At 39.7% G+C, this 15,298-nt stretch carries 16 protein-coding genes; all 16 read right to left on the reverse strand.

Translation table 11 applies throughout. The annotated features are described in order from the left end of the window. Positions 1–1,116 carry a CamS family sex pheromone protein gene (locus tag DTK66_RS01915; protein WP_191667620.1) on the reverse strand — a complete coding sequence of 372 codons (1,116 nt, stop codon included), beginning with the start codon at positions 1,114–1,116 and terminating at the stop codon, positions 1–3. A gap of 3 nt (positions 1,117–1,119) precedes the next feature. Then, positions 1,120–3,162 carry an NAD-dependent DNA ligase LigA gene (gene ligA / locus DTK66_RS01920; RefSeq protein WP_191667621.1) on the reverse strand — a complete coding sequence of 681 codons (2,043 nt, stop codon included), beginning with the start codon at positions 3,160–3,162 and terminating at the stop codon, positions 1,120–1,122. Positions 3,163–3,182: 20 nt separating this feature from the next. Further along, the gene (gene pcrA, locus DTK66_RS01925) at positions 3,183–5,459 is read right to left on the reverse strand and encodes a DNA helicase PcrA (protein WP_191667622.1); all 2,277 of its coding nucleotides are present in this window, start codon (positions 5,457–5,459) and stop codon (positions 3,183–3,185) included. A 152-nt stretch (positions 5,460–5,611) separates the two neighbouring features. Further along, complete coding sequence (locus tag DTK66_RS01930) at positions 5,612–6,745, reverse strand: ATP-grasp domain-containing protein (RefSeq protein ID WP_191667623.1); 1,134 nt, start codon at positions 6,743–6,745, stop codon at positions 5,612–5,614. A 16-nt stretch (positions 6,746–6,761) separates the two neighbouring features. Then, positions 6,762–7,337 carry a xanthine phosphoribosyltransferase gene (locus tag DTK66_RS01935; RefSeq protein WP_153930163.1) on the reverse strand — a complete coding sequence of 192 codons (576 nt, stop codon included), beginning with the start codon at positions 7,335–7,337 and terminating at the stop codon, positions 6,762–6,764. 16 nt (positions 7,338–7,353) lie between these two features. Next, positions 7,354–7,980 carry a glycoside hydrolase family 73 protein gene (locus tag DTK66_RS01940; protein ID WP_304677830.1) on the reverse strand — a complete coding sequence of 209 codons (627 nt, stop codon included), beginning with the start codon at positions 7,978–7,980 and terminating at the stop codon, positions 7,354–7,356. 150 nt (positions 7,981–8,130) lie between these two features. Then, positions 8,131–8,904, reverse strand: coding sequence for a (S)-acetoin forming diacetyl reductase (locus tag DTK66_RS01945; protein WP_191667624.1), 774 nt, complete (start codon positions 8,902–8,904; stop codon positions 8,131–8,133). Between the two features lie 114 nt (positions 8,905–9,018). Continuing rightward, positions 9,019–9,420 carry a 30S ribosomal protein S9 gene (rpsI, locus tag DTK66_RS01950; RefSeq protein WP_153709939.1) on the reverse strand — a complete coding sequence of 134 codons (402 nt, stop codon included), beginning with the start codon at positions 9,418–9,420 and terminating at the stop codon, positions 9,019–9,021. A gap of 7 nt (positions 9,421–9,427) precedes the next feature. After that, the gene (rplM, locus tag DTK66_RS01955; RefSeq protein WP_163704323.1) at positions 9,428–9,871 is read right to left on the reverse strand and encodes a 50S ribosomal protein L13; all 444 of its coding nucleotides are present in this window, start codon (positions 9,869–9,871) and stop codon (positions 9,428–9,430) included. A 105-nt stretch (positions 9,872–9,976) separates the two neighbouring features. Next, positions 9,977–10,747: a tRNA pseudouridine(38-40) synthase TruA gene (gene truA / locus DTK66_RS01960; protein ID WP_153930160.1), complete on the reverse strand. Its 771-nt coding sequence runs from the start codon at positions 10,745–10,747 to the stop codon at positions 9,977–9,979. 14 nt (positions 10,748–10,761) lie between these two features. Continuing rightward, positions 10,762–11,565, reverse strand: coding sequence for an energy-coupling factor transporter transmembrane component T family protein (locus DTK66_RS01965; protein ID WP_191667625.1), 804 nt, complete (start codon positions 11,563–11,565; stop codon positions 10,762–10,764). Further along, complete coding sequence (locus DTK66_RS01970; RefSeq protein WP_191667626.1) at positions 11,558–12,421, reverse strand: energy-coupling factor transporter ATPase; 864 nt, start codon at positions 12,419–12,421, stop codon at positions 11,558–11,560. The genes DTK66_RS01965 and DTK66_RS01970 overlap by 8 nt, the downstream gene beginning before the upstream one ends. Further along, on the reverse strand, positions 12,397–13,224 hold the full coding sequence (locus tag DTK66_RS01975; protein ID WP_191667627.1) for an energy-coupling factor transporter ATPase: 828 nt from the start codon (positions 13,222–13,224) through the stop codon (positions 12,397–12,399). The genes DTK66_RS01970 and DTK66_RS01975 overlap by 25 nt, the downstream gene beginning before the upstream one ends. Before the next feature lie 219 nt (positions 13,225–13,443). Continuing rightward, on the reverse strand, positions 13,444–13,827 hold the full coding sequence (gene rplQ / locus DTK66_RS01980; protein WP_182596549.1) for a 50S ribosomal protein L17: 384 nt from the start codon (positions 13,825–13,827) through the stop codon (positions 13,444–13,446). A 34-nt stretch (positions 13,828–13,861) separates the two neighbouring features. Further along, positions 13,862–14,806 (reverse strand): DNA-directed RNA polymerase subunit alpha, encoded by a 945-nt coding sequence (locus DTK66_RS01985; RefSeq protein WP_153930157.1) that lies wholly within the window; start codon positions 14,804–14,806, stop codon positions 13,862–13,864. Positions 14,807–14,891: 85 nt separating this feature from the next. Further along, the gene (gene rpsK / locus DTK66_RS01990) at positions 14,892–15,281 is read right to left on the reverse strand and encodes a 30S ribosomal protein S11 (protein WP_003664532.1); all 390 of its coding nucleotides are present in this window, start codon (positions 15,279–15,281) and stop codon (positions 14,892–14,894) included. Between the last annotated feature and the right edge of the window lie 17 nt (positions 15,282–15,298).

Below are 15,298 nucleotides of genomic sequence, written 5' to 3' on the forward strand. Positions count from 1 at the left end.
TTAGTATGAGTTAAAAATGTGTGATTGGAAATTATCCGAACCAGCATTCCGATATACAACTGCCTGAATTTCCGAATCAGATTGAATCTTAATATCAATTGGGATTCCGTTTGGCAAGTACTTCTTAGCCGCTCGAGTAATGTATTGAGTAAAACTAGTAATTTCAGTTTGACTATAGAACTGGGTTGTCACCGTAATATGCATACCAGATAACGTTCCATTTTCGTATTGAGCCTGAGCTGTAACCCCGCTTAAGTTCGGGAAGAAACTCTGGATCTGACTCTTGAAGTTAGAGAAACTGTCATCATCAGTCTGATCAGAACTATTAGCGGTTGATGCACTGGCCTTTGGAAGAACAACATTCTTGTAGTCAAGCTTCTTCCAGCCACTGATCTTATTACTACTATTCTTGCTGTATGCAAAGAATGTTCCACCCACAAGGCTATCATCGGGAGCTTGCTTATACAATGCAATTACAATTGGCACATTGCCAACTCCCGGCTTCTTTCTAACCCGTTGTAAAACTTTTTGAGCCGCAATCTCGCCCTGTTCACGAAGTTCGCTATCGCTAATCTTCTTTGTCAAGGTTGGTCCGCCAGTCTTCTTTTGGTAATTATATTCTGAGTTTAAGCCAATACCGATTGTAATCCCCCGTAACTTCATTGAGTTACCACTTTCCTGCATATAATCTTGTTCTTCCAGTTGTTGAACATAGATAGGATTAGGATTACTCTTCTTTCCTTGTGCAGGATTAAGCCCTTCAGGATTATTCTTAGTTTTCCGCCCAAGCCAGTTTTCGACTGTACCACTACTTAAGTACTGTCCTTCTTGGAAAATATAGCTTTTAGTTGAAAATACTCGTTTTGAAACTTGGGTTAACCCTGTTTCAAAACTTTTAAGATTATATTGGTTATCGTTTTGTGCAACATTTACACCGCGTGCTTTACTAGTCCGATAGCGACCGTTCTTTATAACCCCTTGGTAAGAGCCATTTCCTGAACCAGTTGTCGAATAGTTTTTAGAAGATGACTTACCACCAAAGCCACATGATGCGAGTAACACAGTACACATCAGAACGGCAACACTAATGGCTATTTTCTTTACCTTTCGCTTCACGATTTACTGTTCCTCCTTCATCGCTGTACTAAACTGCTGTTCATCCCATACCTCAATCCCTAAGTCTTGAGCTTTAGCGAGCTTACTTCCAGCATCGGTTCCAGCAATGACAATATCTGTTTTCTTTGAGACGCTTCCTGTTACCTTAGCGCCATGGTCTTCAAGCCAGGTTTTGGCCTCGCCACGAGTCATTTCTGTTAATTTACCTGTTAAAACAACTCGTCGACCATTCCATTCACTCTCGGGATTAGTATTTACCCGCGAACCAAGATAAGCAAAGTTTAACCCCGCGTCTCGCAGCTCGTCAATTAATTCGGCTACCTGACTATTAGAAAAGTAGGTGACAATACTCTCACCAATCGTTGGCCCAATTCCATCGATCGCTGAAATATCATCCGCAGTAGCCTTAATCAATGAGTCAAGATCACCAAAATGTTCCATAATTATTCGGGCTGCCTTAGCACCAACATGGCGAATTCCAAGACCAAATAATAAGCGCTCGACAGAATTATTACGACTATTATCAATCGATGTCAATAGGTTTTCGGTCGATTTTTCACCAAATTTATCTAAAGTTATTAATTGGTCATGATTAAGGCGATATAGACCAGCAACATCGTGAATTAATTTTTTATCCCATAGTTGTTGGATGATTTTGGGACCAAGGCCATCGATATTCATCGCATTACGCGAAGCAAAGTGAGCCAAGCCCTCCTTGATTTGAGCAGGACACATTGGATTAATGCAACGAAGCGCAACTTCACCATCAAGATGAACTAACTTTGACCCACAAACAGGACAATTCGTGGGGATGACATACTCAACAGAATCCTTAGGACGCTTCTTTAAGTCAACCTTAGAAATTTCTGGAATAATATCCCCTGCTTTATGCAAGTAAACAGTATCACCAATTCGGATGTCCTTTTCACGTAAGTAATCAGGATTGTGCAGCGAAGCCCTGCTTACAGTTGTCCCAGCTAATAAAACAGGATCCATTACCGCAGTTGGGGTAACATTGCCGGTCCGTCCAACTGTCCATTCAATATCACGGACAATCGTTGCTTGCTCTTCTGGAGGAAACTTATACGCTATTTCCCATCGTGGTACTTTTACTGTATTACCCAGCGCAACTTCTGTATCTAAATCATTTACCTTTTCGACGATCCCATCAATCCCATAAGTAAGCTGGTCCCGCTGAGCAGTATATTCTGCAATATATTGTTCGATCTCAGTTCTATTATGAACTACCCGATTATTAGGATTGACATTAAATCCTAGTTCCCGCATTTTCTCAAGAGCATCAGCTTGCGTCTTCACACCCAGCTTTTGATATTCGGGAACATAGTACATAAATGTGTCAAGCTCACGTTGGGCTGTTACCTTAGGATCTAATTGCCGTAAACTTCCTGCAGCTGCATTTCGCGGGTTGGCAAAGATTGGTAATCCTTCCGTTTCTCGTTTTGCATTAAGCTTAGCAAATGCTTCTTTGGGCATGTAACACTCGCCACGAACCTCAATTGATAAGGGTTCAGGCAATTTTTCTGGAACGGACTTGATTGTTCGGACATTTGCTGTTACATCTTCGCCAATGGTCCCATTTCCACGAGTTGACCCTTGAACTAGTTGGCCGTCTTCATAAACCAGTGATAACGATAAACCATCAATCTTGAGTTCTAAATTATATTCCGGTTCAACTTTTACATCACGATTCTCTTGTTGTCGTTGGTTAAAATCCATTAGTTCTTCAATTGAAAAAACATCCCCCATTGACAACATCGGAATTTCATGCCGAACTTTTGTTAACTGACTTTCTGCTGTTCCACCGACTTTTTGTGTTGGCGAATCAGCTGTTTTTAACTGTGGAAACTGCTCTTCCAATTCAACTAGCCGTTGGTAGGCGCGATCATATACATAGTCTTCAACTGATGGATTATCTTGTTCATAGTACTCTTTCCCCCATTTTATTAATTTCTCGCGTAACGGTCCGATTTCACTTTTAGCTTGAGAAAGAGATAGTTCTTTTACTGGCGCTTGTTTCTCACTCATCTTTACTACGCCTCATTTCATTATTTTTGTACTTTAGTAATTGGAGCAAAGCTAGCGAGTAGTCGCTTTACGCCTTGACTTGGAAATGCAATATCTAACTCCATATCATTTCCTGTACCATTTACCTTCACAACAGTGCCTTGGCCCCATTTTTTATGTTCAACCTTGTCACCTGTTTTCCAACCAACTTTATCCGCTCCAGTACCAGTATTAGTAATTGGCTTTACACGCTTTCCCGCACTTCGATAAGTTCGTTTTGCCCGTTGATCGCGGTAAGTTGATGCGGTAGCTGCCGCCTTGCCAAAAGGTAAGTCTCGATCACTGAGAACACCTCCAGACGGATTATTCTCAAATTGTAATAAATCAGAATCGATTTCTTCGACAAAGCGAGAAGGCTGGTTTCGTTGCACACGACCATATAGTAACCGAGAAAAAGCATTCGTTAGATAAAGCTTCTTTTTTGCCCGCGTAATCCCAACGTAGGCTAAGCGTCGTTCTTCTTCAAGCTCATCATCTTCCATTAGGGCACGGGATAACGGAAAAATCCCCTCTTCCATCCCTACAAGAAAGACAACCGGAAATTCAAGTCCCTTGGCGGCATGGAGGGTCATTAAAGTAACCGCTGGCGCTTGTTCATCAACATCATCCTGGTCAGAAACCAGCGCAAGATCTGCTAAGAAGTTGATAACCTTTTGTACATTCGAATCATCGTCATCCTTATGCTGTTCATCGTACTCTTGGGTAACTGATTTAAATTCATCTAAGTTTTCTCGCCGGGCTTGAGCTTCAAGGCTGCGATCATCGTTAAGCATTTTGTTATAACCGCTTAATTCAAGAATTTGTTCTGTTAAATCAGTTAGATTAAGGTATTCCGCCTGTTTGGTCAAGTTAGCCATCAATTGACCAAATTCATCAATCTTGCTGCGTGTCCGTGCGGTAATCTCGTTAGCTGTATCAACATTTTGAGCAGCTTTAAGGAGCGTCCAGCCATTATCGTTTGCAAAGTTCCGTAAGTGTTCAACACTAGTCAAACCAATTCCACGCTTAGGCGTATTAACAACCCGTTCAAAACTCATTGAATCAGCCGGATTAACAATTAATGTTAAGTATGCAAGGATATCACGAATTTCACGCCGATCATAGAACTTGTGACCCCCGACCATCGTATAAGGGACACTGCTCTTTAAGAAGGTTTCTTCAATCATCCGTGATTGGGCATTAGTCCGGTAAAGAACGGCAAAATCATTAAAATGATAGCCGTTTTTTTCTTGTTCTTCCTTAATCTTGGAAACGATAAATTGGGCTTCATCATGCTCGTTTTGCGCACGATAATATGAAATCTTATCACCTTGCCCATTTTCCGTCCAAAGATTTTTCTTCTTTCGGTATAGGTTATTCGCGATAACCTCATTAGCAGCATTTAAGATGGTTTGCGTGGACCGGTAATTTTGTTCAAGCATTACTGTCTTAGCTTGCGGATAATCATGTTCAAAGTTTAGGATGTTATTCATGTTGGCTCCACGCCATCCATAGATACTCTGATCAGCATCCCCGACTACACATAAATTCTGATATTTTTGTGCTAGTAAGTTAACTAGGCGATACTGAGCATCATTAGTATCCTGATATTCATCAACGTGGATGTAATGGAACTTATCTTGATAAAACTCAAGCGTTTCTTGGTCACTTTCTAATAATTCAATCGTTTTCATAATTAAATCATCGAAATCTAGCGCTTGGTTAGTTTCTAATTCTTGCTGATAAAGCTTATATGCGCGTGCCACCATATTCTCAAACATGCTATTTGCTTCTTTACTATAGTCATCTGGCGTCATCAAAGCGTTTTTAGCATTAGAGATTGCACTTAAAATGCTTCGCGGATCAAACTTTTTAGTATCAATATTTAATTCGGCACAGATTCGTTTCATTAATGTTCGTTGCTCACTAGTATCAGCAATTGTAAATGCACGATTATAACCAATTTTTTCAATATCGCGCCGTAAAATTCGGACACACAAGGCGTGGAATGTAGATACCCAAATCTCATTAGCACTCTCTCCCAACAGCTTACCAACCCGTTCTTTCATCTCACGAGCGGCCTTGTTAGTAAAAGTAATCGCTAAAATATTCCACGGCAATACCCCGTTTTCTTCGATTAAGTATGCCACGCGGTGTGTTAGTACCCGTGTCTTTCCTGAACCAGCTCCCGCCATTACTAAAAGCGGTCCCTCAGTAGTCAAAACTGCCTCGGATTGCTTATCGTTCATTCCTTCTAATAATGCTTGACCGTTGTTCACGCTATTCCATCCTCTCTAAATTTTCATCGGCTAATATTATACCAAATTAGAACATTATTCGGGGATAAAATCGAACATATGTTAGGAAAAATTAAAGAGACTGCAGCACCTGTCCCCAGTCCCTCTAAATAGATAATAATTACTTAACAAACTTATGCTTGATCTTTCCATACCTCGGTATCGTCTACTTGATTCTTCAATGCTGCTAAATTATCACTGCCCGTGACCCAGACAAATCCCAAAATTGCTTGATCATCATCCCCCACATCATTAAAGAACCTAAATTGCCAATTATCTTTAAGCAGCCATTGACGTTGAATTGCGCGGGATTGATAATTCCGAATAACCATTAATAACCCGGTCTGAAGTGGTGTAATAACGTGAAGGGGCATGCCAACAGCACTTCTTAATTGTTCTTCATATTGATTAACATTGGCAGTTGCATCATAAACATTGGCGATTGAAGTCAATCCTGGTTCAATATTTTTTACGTATAAAGTTCCTGTCGATGTTACATAGAAGTTAATTGAAAATACACCCTTATACTCAAGCGAGGCAGCCACGCTTTTTACGATCCGTTGCATTTCTTTTAACATATCATCATGAACGCTCGCCGGCGTAGCAACTGAAATTAATTGCCGGTCTTTATTGTACTGTAACTGAGCTAACGGAAAGATTTCCGTATCTTTACCGTTAGTAGCCGCCGTCATTGTATATTCATTTGTATGATCAATCCATGATTCAAGAAGATATGTACCAGTATCAATAAAGTCAGCTGCCCGAGTAATATCAGATTGTCGCTCAATCAACATTGAATTTTCACCAATTCCCCGCTGAATTGGCTTTAATAAAGCAGGATAACCAATTGAATCAATTGATTGATAGACATCATCCAAGCTTACGACAGTTACATATGGTGCAATATTAATGTTCACTTGGTCTAAAAATGCCCGTTCCATTAAGCGGTCTTGAACGATTTCTAAAGCATTAATCCCCTGTGGAATTACAGCATACTTGCTTAAATAGTGTAGGACACGTGAGTCAACATTTGGTGTTTGATAAATGATTGCGTCACAAGCTTCACCAAACTGTGTTAACTTCACCCGATCATTTAAGGCCCCTACCATTGTAAAGTCAGCCATCTTTGTTACCGATGGTTGTGAACGATCAACATAAACACCAACATTAAAGCCCGCTTTTTTGGCAGTAGCAATTAATGCGGCTCCGTTTCGATTAATCCCAATAATTCCTAAAGTACTACCTGGGTAAATAGCATTTCTGCCCATTAGATCACTCCCCTTATTAGTCTTTTACGAACTCAACTTTATTATCGCTCAATGACTGAATTCGTGCCAATGATTCAACACGAATCCCCCGTTCTTTCAATTCACCAGCACCTGGTTGAAAACTCTTTTCGATAACAATCCCTGCCCCAGCTACATCAACACCAGCTTGGTCTGCAATCTCAAGGAGTCCTTCAACAGCTTGACCATTTGCTAAAAAGTCATCAATCATTAAGATTTTATCATCAGGATCTACATATTTTTTAGAAATTGAAATACGGTTAGTTGTTTTCTTCGTATAAGAATATACATCCGCCGTATACATATCTTGATTCAATGTAAGGCTCTTGTGTTTCCGCGCGAAAATAACCGGTAGTTTCATTGCTAATCCTGTCATAACGGCAGGCGCAATCCCCGATGACTCCACTGTCCAAATTTTAGTTATTCCTTCATCTGCAAATAGCTCAGCAAACTGCTGACCAATATGAAACATCAATTGCGGATCAACTTGATGATTTAAAAAAGCATCAACTTTCAAAACATTTCCTGGTAAAACAGTCCCATACTCTTTGATTTTTTCTTCTAATTCTTTCATCCTTAGGTACTCCTTATTACTTATCGTAATTATATAACTTGTAAGCTTTTATTACCGAGATCAGTTTTTGAGCATAATCTGGATCTGTTGCATAGCCTGAATCTTGTAAGCCTTGTGCCGCTTCTTGGTAGCTCGTCGCATGGACAACCTTATCATAATTTTGCTGATTAGTATCCGTCCCGTTTAACATCAAGCGAGTATGGTCTTTAATTGAATCGCTCCAACTATCGTAAACCCGAAAACGGCCCTTGGTGACAATCCATTTGCCATTGACATACTCTTTAGTGGTCATGACTTGCGAATTGGGACCTGTCCCCTTAATACCAAATAAATTATGGTACTGGGATGCTAACTTGCTTGTTCCCCATTGAGATTCTAAAATCGCCTGCGCAATTGTAATTGAAGCATATACATGGTACGTATTTTGCATTGCCTGCGCTTCTGGAGCAACCTGTTGAATAAATAATTGCTTAGCACGACGGTCTTTTTCCCGTGCTTCCTGTTCAATTCGCTGCTGGTTCCAAATGCGGTAAAAATGATGACCAACATAAACTCCTAAAAAGATAACAATAACCGCTAAAATTCCCACAAACCAGTTTAATCCTGAATGACGTTTGCTGCTTCTCCGTTTCCGTTTTGCCACAAGCTTTGCCTCCTCATTTCTACTAGTTATTAATTGTAGCAAAATCCATTCAATTTGGGTTAATTTATCGCAAGATTTTTAGAAGAAGTTAAAAAGGATCGTGACAACCAACTGCCATGATCCTTTCTAAAACTATAATTTCTTAAGATTTTAATGGAATTGCATTCCACCATCAACAATAATCGTTTGACCAGTTACATAATTTGAATCGGGACCAGCTAAGAAACTAACAACATTTGCAACATCTTCAGGTTCCGAAAGCCGCTTCATTGCAATGTTCTTCGCAAATGTTTGCATTCCCCATTCATCACTCTTGCCAGCATTCTTGCCAACCTGATGAGCAATATCATACATCATTGGTGTTTTTACAATCCCTGGTGCAAAGGCATTTACCGTAATCCCCTCTGTTGCCAAGTCTTGTGCTACTACTTGGGTAATTCCACGAATGGCGAATTTTGTCCCAGAATAAAGGGCAAGGTTAGGATTACCAACAACCCCTGCTTGCGAAGTAGCATTGATAATCTTTCCACCATGACCTAAGTCCTTAAATGCCTTGTGAGCTGCTTGAATGCCCCATAGAACCCCAGCAACATTTACACCATATACTTTTTCAAATTGCTCAGGTGTAATCGTATCAATTGGTGTTGTAGGACCTAATCCAGCATTATTAACAATAACGTTAAACTCACCAAAGTGATTAACAGTCTTTTCAACAGCGGCAAAAACCTCATCACGATCAGCAACGTCGGCAACGATCGGCAAGGCTTCTCCACTATTATTATTAATTTCATCAGCAACCTTTTGCAATTTTTCCTTATTAGTTGCCACCAGAGAAACGGCAAAGCCATCCTTAACTAATCGCTCAGCAATTGCTTTACCGATTCCTTGGCTTCCACCTGTGATCAATGCTACTTTTTTACTCATAGATTAGACCTCCTTAAAGTATCTACTCAGTATTATATCCTAGATTAACTATGTTTAAAAATAAAAAAGCACCAGCATAATACTGATACTTTTTGGAAGCGATAATCGAAAATATTAACGCTTACTGAATTGAGCAGCCTTACGAGCTTTCTTAAGACCTGGCTTACGACGTTCCTTCATACGAGGGTCACGAGTTAAGAGACCAGCCTTCTTTAAAGCGTCACGGAAGTCTGGATCAACGGCGAGAAGTGCACGGGCGATACCGTGACGAACTGCACCTGCTTGACCAGAGAATCCACCACCATTAACGTTAGCTAAAACATCGTATTGACCTTCTGTTTTAGTAACACCAAATGGTTGGTTAACGATAGCACGTAAGTTGGCAAATGGAATGTAGTCTTCAATTGCCTTGCCGTTCATCGTAATCTTGCCTGAACCTGGTACTAAGCGAACACGTGCGGTTGCATCTTTACGCCGACCAGTACCACTGTATTGTACTTGTTGAGCCAATTCCATTCCCTCCTTAGATTAAGTTAGTAATGTCTAAAACTTCTGGGTTTTGTGCAGCATGCTTGTGGTCTTCACCAGCATAAACATGTAACTTCAAACCTTGCTTGTGACCAAGAGAGTTGTGTGGAAGCATACCTTTAATAGCAGTTTCCAATAACTTTTCTGGTTCCTTTGCACGGAAGTCACCAGCAGTCCGTTGCTTCAAACCACCAGGGTAGTTTGAGTGACGGTAGTACATCTTTTGAGATGCCTTTTTACCAGTTAACTTAACTTGCGCAGCGTTGATAACGATAACGTAATCACCAGTATCAACGTGTGGAGTAAATGTTGGCTTGTTCTTACCACGCAAAATTGATGCTACTGCAGATGCTAAACGACCCATTGGGACATCCTTAGCATCAACAACGTACCACTTGCGATCAACTTCACCAGGTTTTGCGATGTATGTCGTTCTCACGATTAAGTCCTCCAATTTTGTTTTTCTTTTGCATATAATAGTGTACCGAGTTATTAGATGGAAAAGAAATACCATTGACTAGTATACTTTCTTCTGACCGCTACGTCAATCCTTTTCATCATTTGTTCCATAATCAACGTTAACTAAGTATAAACCACTAGCAGGAGCTGTCATTCTTGCTTGGGTCCGATCTTTGGCAGCTAATACACGTTCAACATCATCTATCGGACGTTGACCAGCACCAACCTCAAGTAAAAAGGCAACCATAATCCGAACTTGATTATATAAAAAGCCATTTCCTGTAAAATCAAAGACGACTTCATTGCGCAGTTCATCACGACTGATTGAAATATTTTCAATTGTTCGCACATTACTTTTAGCCTGGCTTCCTGAAGCAACAAAACTCGTAAAGTCATGTGTTCCAATTAAGCCGCGTGCTGCTTGACGCATTTTATTCAAGTCAACGGGATACTTAAAGTGGGCTGTATAATTTCGCTTAAAGGGATTAACAAACTCCCCTTGATCTACTCGGTAACGGTAGGTTTTCCGGTGGGCACTATAACGAGCATGAAAATCATTATCTACTAATTCTGCCTTTTTGATCAAAATATCTAACGGCAAAATACTATTTAGCGCTTTACGCATGGAGTCGTTACTCAAATGATATGGAATATCAAAATGAGCTACTTGATTAATTGCATGTACCCCTGCATCAGTCCGACCAGACCCAATTACTGAGATTGCCGGCTCAGGATGCTTAGCAATTTTGTTTACTGCATTTTTTAGCGTTTGCTCAACAGTCCGTTTATTAGGCTGAATTTGAAACCCAGAAAAGTTAGTTCCGTCGTAAGCAAAAGTTATTTTATAACGATACATTATTTACTTCCTTACTAAAAAAATATCCGTATGCAAAATAAGCCTACTGTTACTATCATCATATCTATGCCAGCCCACGCATCACGCACATGCCATAGCAATTGTCGATAGTGGGTCCGAGCGGCATTAGGGTCATAACCACGTGCTTCCATTGCTGTTGCGAGTTCCTCTGCCCGCTTAAAAGAATTAACAAAGAGCGGAATAAGAATGGGAACAAGATGTTTGATCCGAGTTAAAATACTACCGTCATTAAAATTCATTCCCCGTGCCCGCTGTGCTTTCATAATTTTACTTGTTTCATCCATAATGGTTGGTACAAAACGTAATGCTATTGAAAGCATTAACGTAATTTGGTTTACCGGAACTCTAATTACTCGTAGTGGCTTCATAAGCCATGCTAAAGCATCAGCAATCTGAAATGTAGGAGTTGTGGCAGTGAGAACCGTAGATGCTGTAATAATAACAATAAAACGGTAAAAAATAATTAAAGAATTAATTAACCCATCATAAGTAATCGCCATAATTCCCCAATGCCAATATGTTTTACCACCACTACTAAATAAAATCTGAAAAGCAACTGTAATTAAGATTATCAAGAAAAGCGGCTTTATTCCCTGCCAATATTGTTTAAAGCCAACATTGCTTAATTTAATAGCGATAGATAGCGCCACAAAAAGCCATACTGCTGTTAACACACTGTTGACAAAAAAGATTAAAATAACAAAAGCAATACACATTATCAGTTTAATACGGGGGTCGAGACGGTGAAGGATCGATTTTACAGGGACATAGCTTCCAAAGACAATTTTATTAGTCATTATTTTTCTCCATCGCTTTAACTATTTCATTAGCTAATTCTTCAAGGGTCAACGGCTCCGTATTTTCTAATTTTGCTCCATTATTATTAAGAAACTGAGCAATCTCAACAGAAGCCGGTAAAGTTAAAGATAGCTTTGTCAATTTATCTGGATAACTAAACAATTGTTGGGGAGTTGTATCAGCAACAATTGCTCCTTCGTTCATCGCAATTACACGATTAGCATAACGAGCAACTTGTTCCATTTGATGAGTTACCATTATGATTGTCGTACCATTGTCATTTAGTTTTTTTATTAACGCAAGTAATTCATTGGTTGCTTGGGTATCTAAGCCAGCAGTAGGTTCATCAAGGATTAAGATGCCCGGCTGCATTGCCAATACACCCGCAATCGCCACTCTTCGCATTTGACCGCCGGAAAGCGCAAATGGCGATCGCGTTTTCAATTCTAACGGCAATCCAACCCTCATTAGTGCTTCATCGATTGCTTCTTGTATTTTTCTTTCCGACCATCCTAAATTATGTGGTCCAAAAGAAATGTCCTCAGCAACTGTTTCTGCAAATAGCTGTTGCTCCGGAAATTGAAAAACAAAACCAACATGGTGGTGAATCTTACTCAGTTGATCAGCCTTAGTAGTTGCGTCAATAGCTAGGCCCGCAATCTTAAGTTGGCCGCTAACTGGCTGAAGTAATCCATCAATTAATGACACTAACGTTGACTTACCACTACCAGTTTGACCAACAATTGCAACAAAGTCCTGCTCTTGAATCGTTAGCGAAACTCCAGCTAAAGCTTCTTTAGTTGTATTTGGATATGTATAGTGGAGGTTTGTTACTGTAACTGCTGACTTAGCCAATATTTTAACTCCTCTAAATTTAAATACTTATTTGGTAGATTTATCCCACGTGCCGCCAATAATGATTGTAATTGCTGACTAACTGGAATGCCGACGCCAATTTCAGTTAATAGTTTTTTATTTTTCAAAACATCAGCGGTTGGCCCATCTTTTACTATCTGTGCATTATTTATCACAATAGTATTATCTGCCAATTCAATTTCATTAAGATCATGGGTAATAGAGATGATCGAAATGTTTTGTTCATCTTTCAATTTTTTTAATAAAGTAAGAATCTCTTTACGCGCCAATGGATCTAACATACTAGTTGCTTCATCAAGAATGATTACTTCAGGCATCAGCGCTAGAATTCCTGCAAGAGCAACACGCTGCTTCTGACCACCGGAAAGATTGATTGGTTCGACATCTTTATATTTAGTCATTCCTACCATTTCTAAAGCACTATCGATTCTTTTTTCCATTTCTTTCGGAGCAATTTGTCGGTTTTCTAACCCAAATGCTACATCATCCGCTACTGTTGCGCCAACAAATTGATTCTCAGGATTTTGAAATACAAAACCTATTTGCTGATGAATTATTCCTAAGGTTGTCTCATCAACACGAACGCCATCGATTTCAATCGAACCTGTGGTAGGAATAAGCAAACCATCAATCAAACGAGCAAGGGTACTTTTACCACTTCCATTATGACCTATTATTGCGGTCCACGAAGCTGGTCTTATATCAAAACTAATATTTTTTAAAACAGGTGCCTCACTATCTGGATATTTGAATGTAATATTTCGCACTTTAATCCCAGCCACGGCATTTCCTCTCTTTTTTATGTAGTTAATAAGTATATTTTAGCAAAGTCAGTAAAATTATCTATAAAAAATTTAAAAATAAAAAATCACTTACCATCGAAGTGCGCGAGGGTTTCCCGCATTCAAGCTAGACTAGGGGATAGCCCCACCATCGTAACGCTCTATACTATCAATGATAGTGATTCTTTATTACGTATTTAAAATTATATGAACAGATTATTAGTCCACTAATTCAAGAATAACCATTGGTGCACCATCACCACGACGAGGCATGGTCTTCAAGATGCGTGTGTAACCACCGTTACGATCTGCATACTTTGGAGCAAGTTCTTCAAAAAGGTTTTGAAGAGCAGATTGTACACGAATATTATCGCCATCTTCCTTAACATCAGCAACAACATTACGAATGAATGCAGCTGCCTTACGGCGAGATGCTAAATCACCATGCTTAGCAAGTGTAATCATCTTATCAGCAGTCTTACGAACTTCCTTTGCACGTGCTTCAGTAGTTGTAATACGACCATTAACGATTAAATCTGTAGTTAAATCACGTAATAAAGCCTTACGTTGTGAACTTGTACGTCCTAATTTACGGTAACTCATAAAGTGGTTCCCTCCTTTGCGTTTGGTATGTTAATTAGTCATCTTGGCGGAATGAAACACCAAGATCGTTTAACTTAAGTTTAATTTCTTCTAACGACTTTTGTCCTAAGTTCCGAACTTTCATCATATCAGACACTGTTCTATCTGTTAATTCTTTAACAGTATTAATACCAGCTCTCTTTAAACAGTTGTAGGAACGTACAGAAAGGTCTAGCTCTTCAATTGTCATTTCAAGCATCTTTTCTTTATGTGTTTCTTCCTTTTCAACCATTACTTGAGCATTTTGTGCTGTTTCAGTTAAATCAACAAACATAGCCAAGTGCTCAGTTAAAATCTTTGCACCTAAACTAACTGCCTCAGTTGGTGTCAATGAACCATCAGTCCAAACGTCCAACGTTAACTTGTCATAATCGTTACGTTGACCAACCCGTGCATTTTCAACAGTGTAGTTTACACGTTCGATTGGGGTATAGATGGAATCAATTGGTAAAACACCAATTGCAAGATCATCCATCCGGGCCTTATTATCGTTAGCAGAAAGGTAACCGCGACCCTTATCAGCAGTTAACTTGATGTGTAATTCTGCGCCATCAGCAACAGTTGCAATATGCAGATCAGGATTTAAAATTGTAACTTCATTATCACCCTGGATATCACTTGCAGTTACTTCAGCAGGTCCTTTAACATCTAATTCAAGGTCCTTTTGATCCTCAGAATCAATTTTTAAGGAAACTTTTTTTAGATTCAAGATAATCTGCGTAACATCCTCAGTTACACCTTCAACAGTGCTAAATTCATGTAAAACACCATCAATTTGCATACTCGTAATTGCGGCACCTGGTAATGATGCAATCAAAACACGTCTTAACGAGTTACCGAGAGTGGTTCCATAACCGCGCTCAAGTGGTTCTACGACAAACTTACCGTAGTTATCTGTTTCTTCAACTTTGTGAATATTTGGCTTTTCAAATTCGATCATTCTATCTTTGTACCCCTTTCAAAACGTGGTTCGTATTTGAGACGAAAAGGCAATTGATGGAAATAATTGTCTCCAGCAATGTCAATTAAACACGACGACGCTTTGGAGGACGAGAACCATTGTGAGGAACAGGTGTTACATCACGAATAGCAGTAACTTCCAAACCAGTTGCTTGAAGTGCACGGATAGCAGCTTCACGACCTGAACCTGGACCCTTAACTTCAACTTCAACAGTCTTCATACCGTGTTCCATAGCTTGCTTAGCAGCAGCTTCTGATGCCATTTGAGCAGCAAATGGAGTAGACTTCCGACTTCCCTTAAAGCCTAAAACACCAGCTGATGACCATGCTACAGCATTACCTTGAACATCGGTAATCATAATCAAAGTGTTGTTAAATGTTGAGTGAATGTGTGCAACACCAGTTTCAACATTCTTTTTTGCACGACGCTTACGCGTACCCTTTTTGGTTGCCATATCTAGTACTAACCTCC

It is taken from the genome of Limosilactobacillus walteri, from assembly GCF_014830205.1.
Taxonomy (GTDB): domain Bacteria; phylum Bacillota; class Bacilli; order Lactobacillales; family Lactobacillaceae; genus Limosilactobacillus; species Limosilactobacillus walteri.

Excerpts from the sequence above, each read along its gene's own strand:
- DTK66_RS01930 (WP_191667623.1), bottom strand. The coding sequence starts at position 6,745 with ATGGGCAGAAATGCTATTTACCCAGGTAGTACTTTAGGAATTATTGGG.
- DTK66_RS01985 (WP_153930157.1), bottom strand. The coding sequence starts at position 14,806 with ATGATCGAATTTGAAAAGCCAAATATTCACAAAGTTGAAGAAACAGAT.
- rplQ (WP_182596549.1), bottom strand. The coding sequence starts at position 13,827 with ATGAGTTACCGTAAATTAGGACGTACAAGTTCACAACGTAAGGCTTTA.
- ligA (WP_191667621.1), bottom strand. The coding sequence starts at position 3,162 with ATGAGTGAGAAACAAGCGCCAGTAAAAGAACTATCTCTTTCTCAAGCT.
- DTK66_RS01965 (WP_191667625.1), bottom strand. The coding sequence starts at position 11,565 with ATGACTAATAAAATTGTCTTTGGAAGCTATGTCCCTGTAAAATCGATC.
- truA (WP_153930160.1), bottom strand. The coding sequence starts at position 10,747 with ATGTATCGTTATAAAATAACTTTTGCTTACGACGGAACTAACTTTTCT.
- DTK66_RS01935 (WP_153930163.1), bottom strand. The coding sequence starts at position 7,337 with ATGAAAGAATTAGAAGAAAAAATCAAAGAGTATGGGACTGTTTTACCA.
- rpsK (WP_003664532.1), bottom strand. The coding sequence starts at position 15,281 with ATGGCAACCAAAAAGGGTACGCGTAAGCGTCGTGCAAAAAAGAATGTT.
- DTK66_RS01945 (WP_191667624.1), bottom strand. The coding sequence starts at position 8,904 with ATGAGTAAAAAAGTAGCATTGATCACAGGTGGAAGCCAAGGAATCGGT.
- rpsI (WP_153709939.1), bottom strand. The coding sequence starts at position 9,420 with ATGGAATTGGCTCAACAAGTACAATACAGTGGTACTGGTCGGCGTAAA.